The organism is Kitasatospora sp. NPDC059462 (assembly GCF_042749955.1).
Taxonomy (GTDB): Bacteria; Actinomycetota; Actinomycetes; order Streptomycetales; family Streptomycetaceae; genus Kitasatospora.
Genome location: NZ_JBHYUU010000257.1, coordinates 1 through 9,454, shown reverse-complemented (window position 1 = coordinate 9,454; position 9,454 = coordinate 1). Strand labels below are relative to the sequence as shown.

The 9,454-nt window shown below is 72.4% G+C and carries 9 protein-coding genes and 2 tRNA genes; 7 read left to right on the top strand and 4 right to left on the bottom strand.

Annotated features, from left to right (window positions below; translation table 11 throughout):
* Window positions 1-190 precede the first annotated feature (190 nt).
* Complete coding sequence (locus tag ACFXAM_RS35800) at window positions 191-760, bottom strand: CGNR zinc finger domain-containing protein (protein WP_380297762.1); 570 nt, start codon at window positions 758-760, stop codon at window positions 191-193.
* A gap of 481 nt (window positions 761-1,241) precedes the next feature.
* A complete protein-coding gene (locus ACFXAM_RS35795) occupies window positions 1,242-1,655 on the bottom strand; it encodes an SsgA family sporulation/cell division regulator (RefSeq protein WP_030056266.1) in 414 nt (137 codons plus the stop codon).
* Window positions 1,656-1,849: 194 nt separating this feature from the next.
* Between ACFXAM_RS35795 and ACFXAM_RS35790 the strand changes: the two genes are divergently transcribed.
* From ACFXAM_RS35790 to ACFXAM_RS35780, 3 genes are all read left to right on the top strand, one after another.
* The gene (locus ACFXAM_RS35790) at window positions 1,850-2,368 is read left to right on the top strand and encodes a TIGR02611 family protein (protein ID WP_380297760.1); all 519 of its coding nucleotides are present in this window, start codon (window positions 1,850-1,852) and stop codon (window positions 2,366-2,368) included.
* Window positions 2,369-2,480: 112 nt separating this feature from the next.
* Window positions 2,481-2,552 (top strand) — tRNA-Val (locus ACFXAM_RS35785).
* Window positions 2,553-2,757: 205 nt separating this feature from the next.
* Window positions 2,758-2,829, top strand: a tRNA-Val gene (locus ACFXAM_RS35780).
* Between the two features lie 65 nt (window positions 2,830-2,894).
* Here ACFXAM_RS35780 and ACFXAM_RS35775 read toward each other — a convergent pair.
* The gene (locus ACFXAM_RS35775) at window positions 2,895-3,662 is read right to left on the bottom strand and encodes an exonuclease domain-containing protein (RefSeq protein ID WP_380297759.1); all 768 of its coding nucleotides are present in this window, start codon (window positions 3,660-3,662) and stop codon (window positions 2,895-2,897) included.
* 154 nt (window positions 3,663-3,816) lie between these two features.
* Between ACFXAM_RS35775 and ACFXAM_RS35770 the strand changes: the two genes are divergently transcribed.
* The 4 genes from ACFXAM_RS35770 to ACFXAM_RS35755 all read left to right on the top strand — a co-directional run bounded on the left by ACFXAM_RS35770 (window position 3,817) and on the right by ACFXAM_RS35755 (window position 8,308).
* A complete protein-coding gene (locus ACFXAM_RS35770) occupies window positions 3,817-4,371 on the top strand; it encodes a DUF4365 domain-containing protein (protein WP_380297757.1) in 555 nt (184 codons plus the stop codon).
* A gap of 31 nt (window positions 4,372-4,402) precedes the next feature.
* Window positions 4,403-5,587, top strand: a complete 1,185-nt coding sequence (locus ACFXAM_RS35765) for a hypothetical protein (protein ID WP_380297755.1) — start codon at window positions 4,403-4,405, stop codon at window positions 5,585-5,587.
* Between the two features lie 99 nt (window positions 5,588-5,686).
* Window positions 5,687-7,666: a threonine--tRNA ligase gene (gene thrS / locus ACFXAM_RS35760; protein WP_380297754.1), complete on the top strand. Its 1,980-nt coding sequence runs from the start codon at window positions 5,687-5,689 to the stop codon at window positions 7,664-7,666.
* A gap of 81 nt (window positions 7,667-7,747) precedes the next feature.
* The gene (locus ACFXAM_RS35755; RefSeq protein WP_380297751.1) at window positions 7,748-8,308 is read left to right on the top strand and encodes an HIT family protein; all 561 of its coding nucleotides are present in this window, start codon (window positions 7,748-7,750) and stop codon (window positions 8,306-8,308) included.
* A gap of 62 nt (window positions 8,309-8,370) precedes the next feature.
* On the opposite strand, the gene ACFXAM_RS35750 is transcribed toward ACFXAM_RS35755, so the two are convergent.
* On the bottom strand, window positions 8,371-9,216 hold the full coding sequence (locus tag ACFXAM_RS35750) for a chitosanase (RefSeq protein ID WP_380297749.1): 846 nt from the start codon (window positions 9,214-9,216) through the stop codon (window positions 8,371-8,373).
* Window positions 9,217-9,454 lie beyond the last annotated feature (238 nt).

Below are 9,454 nucleotides of genomic sequence, written 5' to 3'. Positions count from 1 at the left end.
GCCGTGGCCCCCGCCACCGGCGCCCCGGCCGCCGCCGCGGCGCCCGGGCACGCGGAGAAGGCCGCCCGTGCGGAGAAGGCCGGGCGCGCCGAGAAGAAGGGCAAGGGCCGCGACGGCCTCGACGAGTTCGCCGACATCGAGGAGATCCTGCGCCGCCGCGGCATCTGAGCGCAGCGGCCCCGCGGCCGGTTCAGGCCGGGCTGACGGTGTCCGCCGAGCGCTGGCGGGCCCGGTAGGCGGCCACGTGCAGCCGGTTCCCGCAGGTCCGGCTGTCGCAGTAGCGGCGCGAGCGGTTGCGCGAGAGGTCCACGAAGACCCGTGCGCAGTCCGGCGCCTCGCAGCGGCGCAGCCGTTCGCGCTCGCCCGCGGTGAGGATGAACGCCAGTGCCATGCCGAGTTCGGCGGCCAGGTGGTCGCCGAGGGCGGCGTGCGGCGCGAAGTAGTGGATGTGCCAGCCGTGGTGGTCGTGGTTGGTCAGCCGGGGCGTGGTGCCGGCGGCCGCGACCAGGGCGTTGACCAGCTCGGCGGCCTCCTCGGTGGACTCCGTGCCGTAGACCTCGCGCAGCCGGGTGCGCAGCTGGTGCACCTGGCGCAGGTCGTCCTCGGTCAGCGAATCGATCTCGCTGATCTCCTGCCGGACCACGAAGGCGTCGAGGGCGGCCACGTCGGGCATCAGCTCGGTGCCGCACACCTCGGGGGCCGTGTTGAGCAGCTCGACGAGGATGCTCAGCGCGCACTCGGTGTCATGGGTGATCAGCACGTGGAGGCTCCTCGTGCGGAGGGGGCCGTGGGCACCCCGCGACTACGGGTCATTCCCAGACCTTACCGGGGCGGTGCGACGAGCGGCGGCGGCTTGCGTCGAAGATGCGTACGGATTCCGTCAGTCTGTACGGGGTTTTCCGCGGGGTCCGTGCCCGGCGGGTGTCCGCCCGGCCAGGCGTCCGGGCAGCCGCCCGGCCGGGCGGGAGCGCCGGGGAGCGGTGGCGACGGGCCGGCGGGAGGGCGGGAAAATGGCCGCGCCCGGCAGCGAGGCCGGCCATCCACGGGATGACCGGCTCCGATGCCGGGCGCCTTCGGTGCCGCGGGCCCGCTCCGAGTGGGAGAGAACCGTTTCGTCACCGGCCCCGAGACCGCGTCGTGCGCGGCTGAGTCTGCTGCCGTGCCCCCGAGTAGGACGGCTGCGGTTGACGGCAGGGGCTACGACCCCGCCGACAGCGGGGTGTGACCGCCTCCGGTCGGGGTCAGCTTTCGGCGAGGATGTGGGACAGCTCCCGGTCGAGGTCGAAGTGACGGTGTTCGGTGCCGGGCGGCACGGCGGCGTCCGTCCGCTTGAGGAACGACTCAAGCGCCCGGGCCGGGGCCTCCAGCAGGGCTTCTCCTTCCGGAGAGCTCAGGGCGATGCAGACCACCCCTTGCCCGTGGCTGCGCGACGGCCACACCCGGACGTCGCCCGTACCGGTGGGTCGGTGCAGCCCCTCCGCAAGGAGATCTCGGGCGAACACCCACTCCACGGTCTCGTCGGCACCGGTGTGGAAGGTGGCGTGCACGGCATAGGGGTCGGCGGTGTCGTAGCGAAGGCCCGCGGGGACGGGCAGTGAGGACTCGCTGGACACGATGAGGCGCAGGTGCAGCTCGCAGCTGACCGTGGTGTTCATAAGCGCCATGGCCTTTCGCTCAGTGTGCGCTCGGGGAATCGCACGTCGGCGAACGGACCATCCCACCTCCACGACCGATGTAAACCCCTCTGTCCCGATTCGGGCGCGAGTCGTACCCCTTACGGCGCATTGCGGAATCGCCACAGAGTGCCCGGCCGGCGATTACCGGGCCCCTTCTCGGTTAGTTTCCTGGCATGACTGTGCGAAGCGACGAGGCACGCGGCGACGCGGGCGGGAACACCGGAACGGGGGACGCGATCGTGCCGGACGACACGGGGGCGACGGGGGCGGGCGGCGGGGGAGCGACGCCCGGCGGCGAGGGGGGTACGGAGGGTGACAAGCCGCTGGGCTCACGCGCCCCGCGGTTCATCCGCCGCTCCCGCCCGCTGCACCTGAGCTGGCAGGTGGCCGTCTTCCTGGTCGGCCTCGCCGTGGTGGTGCTCGGAGTGATCATGCTCCCGCTGCCCGGCCCCGGCTGGGTGGTCATCTTCCTCGGCATGGGCATCTGGGCGACCGAGTTCGTCTGGGCCCAGCTGGCGCTGCGCTGGACCCGCCGCAAGGTGGCCGAGGCCGCGCAGAAGGCCCTGGACCCGAAGGTCCGGCGCCGCAACCTCACGCTCACCGCGATCGGCCTGACGCTGATCGCCGCGCTCGGCGGCTGGTACCTGTGGAAGTACGGGCTGGTCATGCCCTGGAAGATCCACGAGGACTGAGCCGGTCCGCCCGTCTCCGCCCGCCGCCCGCCGGGGGTCCGGGCGGGGCCGCCGGGGCGGGGCGGCGTGTTCGGACCACCCCCCGGGATGCGGTAATGTTTTCCCTGCACCCGGGCGATTAGCTCAGCGGGAGAGCACTTCGTTCACACCGAAGGGGTCACTGGTTCGATCCCAGTATCGCCCACCGGAATGCATTGTGATATGTGAGGCCCAGTCGATTATCGGCTGGGCCTCACATGTATTTCCGCAATCCGGCGAACGGTGCCGGGAATGTGCTGAGGCGCAGTCACCTTCCGCGTGACGCAGGAGTTCTGCGGAGGCGTCGGACGCACTCCCCGAACGAGTTGTACGGCACCCCCCGAATGGTGCTACAGTTCTTCTCGTTGCCCGGGCGATTAGCTCAGCGGGAGAGCACTTCGTTCACACCGAAGGGGTCACTGGTTCGATCCCAGTATCGCCCACCGGACAGCACGCAGGCCCTGATCGGAAGACCGGTCGGGGCCTGCGGCGTTCCCGGCCCCGCGTGCTACGCCGCCACCTCGCACTCGTGCTCCGGCGACAGCCGCCGGCCGCACCCGCACCGGGCCGGCCGCAGCGGCCAGGACAGGTCCACCCGCTCGTCCGCCCCCGACCGGTCGAACCACGCCTGCAGCCCCCGGGCCTGCGCCGCGTGCCAGACCGCCTGCCGCAGGTGCAGCTCCGCCGCCGTCAGCCCGCCCAGCGCCCCCGGGTAGCGCGCGCCGATCGTCCGCACCACCTCCAGCGCCGCCGTCGCGTCCGCCGCCGCGTCGTGCGCACCGGTCAGCTCCACCCCGTAGTGCGCGCACAGGTCGGTCAGGGTCCGGCGGCCCCGGCGGTAGCGGTCCACGTACTTGTCCAACACCCGCGGATCCAGCACCAGCAGGGCCGCCGGAGCGATCGTCTCGGCCAGCGACACCCCCCGGTGCCGGCGCAACTCCCGGTCCAGCAGCGTCAGGTCGTACGGCGCGTTCATCACCACCACCGGCCGCCCGGCCCGCGCCTGCTCGGCCAGCGCGGCGGCCACCTCCGCCACCACCACCGGCGCCGGCCGCCCGTGCGCCCGCACCGTCTCGTCGCTGATCCCGTGCACCGCGCGGGCGCCGTCGGGTATCGGGACGCCGGGATCGGCGAGCCAGCCGGTGGCCACCGGGGCGGCGCCCGGGGCGGACTGGACGACCAGGGCGGCCGAGACGACGCGGTCGCTCTCGACGTCCACGCCGGTGGTCTCGGTGTCGAAGGAGGCGAGCGGGCCGGTGAACCAGTGCTGCTGCATGACTGCCCCTCGGAGAACGGCGCGATCCCGCTCCGGTGATACCCGCCCCTGACGCACCCTCAACCGTTTGGCGCGGCACCGGCCGGGCACCCTGCCCACAGGTGCCCTGTTCGAATCCGGACGGGCCCGGGGGGACGGGGGAGGACGGACGGTCATGGCGCTGACGCAGCCGCAGCCCGAGGAGACGGCGGCCGTCCTGCGGGGCGACCTGGCGGTGACCGCCTGCATGGAGACCCTGCAAGTCGGCTATCTGCACGCGGTCGCCGCCGCGGCCGGCTGCTCGCTCTCCCAGCCGTTCCCCGACAACGGCATCGACTGGCAGGTCAGCCACGGCTCGCGCAGCCACGAGGTCGACGACGAGGTCACCGTCAAGATCCAGCTGAAGGCCACCCAGCAGATCGCCCCCGACCCGCGCGGCGCGTTCTTCTCCTTCACCCTGGACAACGACCACCTGCGCAAGCTCGCCCGGCCCCGGGTCGCCGTGCCCCGGATCCTCGTCGTCATGCTGCTGCCCCGCCGCGTCGACCGCTGGCTCGCCGCCCGCCCCGACGCCCTCGAACTGCGGCACTGCTGCTACTGGGTCAACCTGGCCGGCCACCCCGTCACCGGGCAGCGCCGCACCAACGTCCGCGTCCCCACCGCGAAGGTCTTCGACGACCGCGCCCTGTGCGCCATCATGGCCCGGGTCGGAGCGGGCGGCAGCCCGTGACGGCCCGGCCCCGGCCGGGAGGAGCCGCCCCATGACACTGCCCCACGGGCCGATGCGCGCCAAGGCCGGCGGACCGCCGCAGACCGCGCCGCTGCCCGATCCGTCCGCCGTCGACCCCGCGGTGCTCGCCACCCTGCTCGCCCGGCACGGCTGGGTGCGGCGCGGCGGACCCACCGCCCGCTACGGCCGCTGGACACCCCCCGAGGGCACCGACCCCGGCGTCAGCCTGCTCGTCCCCGCCGGTGACGGCTTCGACGACGCGGTCGACCTGCTCACCGACGCCGTCACCGCGCTCTCCCGCTCCGCCAGCCCCTCCGCCCGCGCCATCCTGCTCGCCCTGGCCGTCCCCGGCGACGAGCTCCAGTGGCACCGCGACCTCGCCGCACCCCCCGCCGCCGTCCCCGGCGCGGCGCCCTGGGACGACACCGAACGGCTGCGGCGCGCCGCCCGCGCCATGCTCGCCGCCGGCGCCAAGGCCGGCCGCACCCGCGCCGCCTACTTCGGTGCCCGTCTGGACGCCTGGGCCGGCGACTTCCTCGACCGCGTCCTGGTCGTCGCCGCCGGCCCCGGCCTGACCGCCTACACCCCCGCCCCCGAGGGCCGGGCCGCCGTCACCACCCTGGTCCGCGCCCTGGAGGCGCTGCGCGACGCCGTCGACTACCGGCGGGTCAGCGGCGGCGGCGAGGCCTTCGAGAACGCCGTCCAGTCCGGCGTCAGCCGCGAGCTGGTCGAATCCGTCCAGGACCTGGTGCGCGGCGCCACCGCCGGCCGGTTCACCGTCGCCTGGTCCGCCGCCGCCGGCACCCCCGGCGGCTTCGGCGACCGCCGGATCGCCGTCGAGTTCTCGCCCGGCGACCTGCCCGCCCTCGACGAGGCCGCCGAACTCCTCGAACGCATCGAGCCCGCCGTCGCCGTCACCGTCGTCGGCCTCGTCGTCCGCCTCAAGCGCGCCGACCCCGCGGGGCCCGGCAGCGTACGCCTGCGGGTGCTCGGCGGCGCCGAGGTCGACGAGGTCAAGATCCGCCTCGCCGACCCCGCCTACCGGCTCGCCGCCGAGGCCCACCTGGCCGGCACCCCGGTGCGGATCAGCGGCCGCCTGGAGCGGCGCGGCGGCTTCCGGCGGCTGACCCGGCCCACCGGCCCGGAACCGTGCGGGTTGGAGGACGCCGAGCGGGAGCGGCTGCTCAAGACGCTGGGGGAGGGGCGGGGCGGGTAGGAAGGGTACGGAGGTGACGGTGGGGTCACCGCTCTCGGTACCATCGTCAGGCGCAGCGCTGTGCTGCGTCCTCTGAATCCAGCACGTCAGGAGAGACCGGTGACGGACGTCCGGGTAATCATCAACCGCGAACCCGATCGGGAAGAGCGCGTGGTGACCACGGGCACTACGGCCGCCGAGCTCTTCGCCGACGACCGCTCGATCATCGCCGCCCGCGTCGGCGGTCAGCTCAAGGACCTCGCCCACGCCCTCCAGGACGGCGACGAGGTCGAGCCGGTCGCGATCTCCAGCCCGGACGGCCTCGACATCCTGCGCCACTCCACCGCGCACGTCATGGCCCAGGCCGTGCAGCAGCTCTTCCCGGAGGCCAAGCTCGGCATCGGCCCGCCGGTCAAGGACGGCTTCTACTACGACTTCGACGTCGCGACGCCGTTCCACCCCGATGACCTCAAGGCCATCGAGAAGAAGATGCAGGAGATCATCAAGCGCGGGCAGAAGTTCGCCCGCCGGGTGGTGACCGACGAGGCCGCCCGCGAGGAGCTGGCCCACGAGCCGTACAAGCTGGAGCTGATCGGCCTCAAGGGCTCCGCCGCCACCGCCGGCGAGGGCGCCGACGTCGAGGTCGGCGCCGGTGAGCTCACCATCTACGACAACCTGGACGCCAAGAGCGGCGAGCTGTGCTGGGGCGACCTCTGCCGCGGCCCGCACCTGCCGTCGACCCGGATGATCCCGGCGTTCAAGATCATGCGCTCGGCCGCCGCCTACTGGCGCGGCAGCGAGAAGAACCCCATGCTCCAGCGCCTGTACGGGACCGCCTGGCCGAGCAAGGACGAGCTCAAGGCGCACCTGGAGTTCCTGGAGGAGGCCGCCAAGCGCGACCACCGCAAGCTCGGCAACGAGCTCGACCTCTTCTCCATCCCCGAGGAGATCGGCTCCGGCCTCGCCGTCTTCCACCCCAAGGGCGGCATCATCCGCCGCGCCATGGAGGACTACTCGCGCCGCCGGCACGAGGAGGAGGGCTACGAGTTCGTCTACACCCCGCACGCCACCAAGGGGAAGCTCTTCGAGAAGAGCGGCCACCTCGACTGGTACGCGGACGGCATGTACCCGCCCATGCAGCTCGACGAGGGCGTGGACTACTACCTCAAGCCGATGAACTGCCCGATGCACAACCTGATTTTCGACGCGCGTGGCCGCTCCTACCGTGAGCTGCCGCTGCGCCTGTTCGAGTTCGGCACGGTGTACCGGTACGAGAAGTCCGGCGTGGTGCACGGGCTGACCCGCGCCCGCGGCTTCACCCAGGACGACGCGCACATCTACTGCACCCGTGAGCAGATGGCGGAGGAGCTCGACTCCACCCTCACCTTCGTGCTCAACCTGCTGCGCGACTACGGTCTGACCGACTTCTACCTGGAGCTGTCCACCAAGGACCCGGAGAAGTTCGTCGGCACCGACGACGCGTGGGAGGAGGCCACCGCCGTTCTGGCGAGCGTGGCCGAGAAGCAGGGGCTGCCGCTGGTCCCGGACCCGGGCGGCGCGGCCTTCTACGGCCCGAAGATCTCGGTGCAGGCGCGCGACGCCATCGGCCGCACCTGGCAGATGTCGACCATCCAGCTCGACTTCAACCTGCCCGAGCGCTTCGACCTGGAGTACACGGCGGCGGACGGCTCGCGCCAGCGGCCGGTCATGATCCACCGGGCGCTGTTCGGCAGCATCGAGCGGTTCTTCGCGGTGCTCCTGGAGCACTACGCCGGCGCCATGCCGCCGTGGCTGGCCCCGGTCACCGTGACCGGCATCCCGATCACCGACGAGCACGTGCCGTACCTGCTGGAGGTCGCGGCCGAGCTGAAGAAGCGCGGGATCCGGGTCGAGGTGGACACCTCGGACGACCGGATGCAGAAGAAGATCCGCAACGCGCAGCGCAGCAAGGTGCCGTTCATGCTGATCGCCGGCAACGACGACGTCGAGGCGGGCGCGGTCTCCTTCCGCTACCGCAACGGAGAGCAGAAGAACGGCGTGCCGGTCGCCGACGCCGTCGCCGAGATCGTGGACGCGGTGGAGCGCCGGATCCAGGTCTGACGCCGTCGGGTGTGCGCGGGCGCGGGGCGGGCTCCTTCAGGAGTCCGCCCCGCGCGGCTTTGCAAGCACGGTTGGGCGAATATGCTGATCAGCATGACGACTGAGCCGGAACTGCAGCAGGGCGTCGGGGAGCCGGACGGCTTCCGCCGCCTCTGGACCCCCCATCGGATGGCCTACATCCAGGGCGAGAACAAGCCCACCGGCCCGGCTCCGGACGACGGCTGCCCGTTCTGCTCGATCCCGTCGCTGAGCGACGAGAACGGGCTGGTCGTCGCGCGCGGCAACACCGTGTACGCGGTGCTCAACCTGTACCCGTACAACGGCGGGCACCTCATGGTGGTCCCGTTCCGGCACGCGGCGGACTACACCGAGCTGGACGGGGCGGAGACGGCCGAGCTGGCGGTGTTCACCAAGAAGGCGATGACGGCGCTGCGCGCGGCCTCGGGTGCGCACGGCTTCAACATCGGCATGAACCAGGGCGCGGCGGCCGGGGCCGGCATCGCGGCCCACCTGCACCAGCACGTGGTGCCGCGCTGGGGCGGGGACACCAACTTCATGCCGGTGGTCGGCCACACCAAGGTGCTGCCGCAGCTGCTGGCGGACACCCGGAAGATGCTGGCCGACGCCTGGCCGCAGGACTGACCCGTACGGCGAGCAGGGCCCCCGCGGGCCCCCCCCGGGCCCCCCGGCGCACCGGCCCCGCGTCAGCTGTTGATGACGTAGCTGTCGCCGTAGACCTTCCACTTCAGCGGCGGGTTGAGGTCGAAGTTCCTGGCGTTGAGGAAGACCAGCTGCTCGGTGTCGACCCGGCTGGTGTCGGCGTGGGCCTCCTCCTGCTTCATGACGACCTTGCGGGCGTCCAGGAAGGCCTTCAGGTAGGTGGCCTCGTCGCCGCCCTGGGCGGGGGACTTGGCCTTCTTCAGGGCGGCGGCGCGGATCCCGCCGAAGCTGTCGGAGCTGGTGCCGGGGCCGTGCATGACGATGGCGTCGTAGTAGACGAACTGGCCGAGCGCGCGCAGGCCGTCGGCCTTGGCCTGGTTGACCGAGGGGTTGAAGTAGACCCGGTCGCGCTCCTCGTTCTGGGCCTGCTGGAAGACGGTGTCCTTGGCGGCGGTCGCCCAGTCGCGCTCGAAGGCGGAGCCGAGGCCGGAGTGCGAGTCGGTGCCGTTGACCTTGCGCAGCGCCGGCAGGTACTTGGCGAGGATGTTGCCCGGCTTCAGGTCGGTGTAGTGCTCGACGAGTTCGAGCATGTCGCCGGTGCCGGAGCAGAAGCCGATGATGCCGGCGGTGTAGCCGCGGCCGTCGTTGATGTCCTCGATGTACTTGTACTGGGCCTTCCAGTCGAGGGAGGAGTTCTCGGCGCTGGACACCAGCTGCATGGCGATGTCCTTCTTGTGCGGGTCGTCCAGACCCACGGCGGCGAGCCGGACGCTGCCGGCGGCGGGGGCGGCGTGGACGGCTCCGGCGGCCGCGACGGTGGCCGGGGCGGCGACCAGCAGGGCGGCGAGGGCGAGGCGGGCGGTGCGGGCGGTGCGGTGCTGGGTACGCATCTGACGCTCCGTTTCCCTGGTCCGGACATGGGGGTGGCCGGACCCCTGAGAGAGGGTTAGGAAAGTTTCCTAACTTGATTGAAGCGTTCACGTCGGGCGTGGCGCAAGGGGGTTGCCCGCAAAGGCACGCGGAAGGGGCCCCGCCCGTTATACGCCCACCGCCCGTCCCTCGGCGCACCCGACGCCTCACACGCCGACCTGCGCCCCGCGGCAGACATCGCCGCCCCACCCCGCGCGA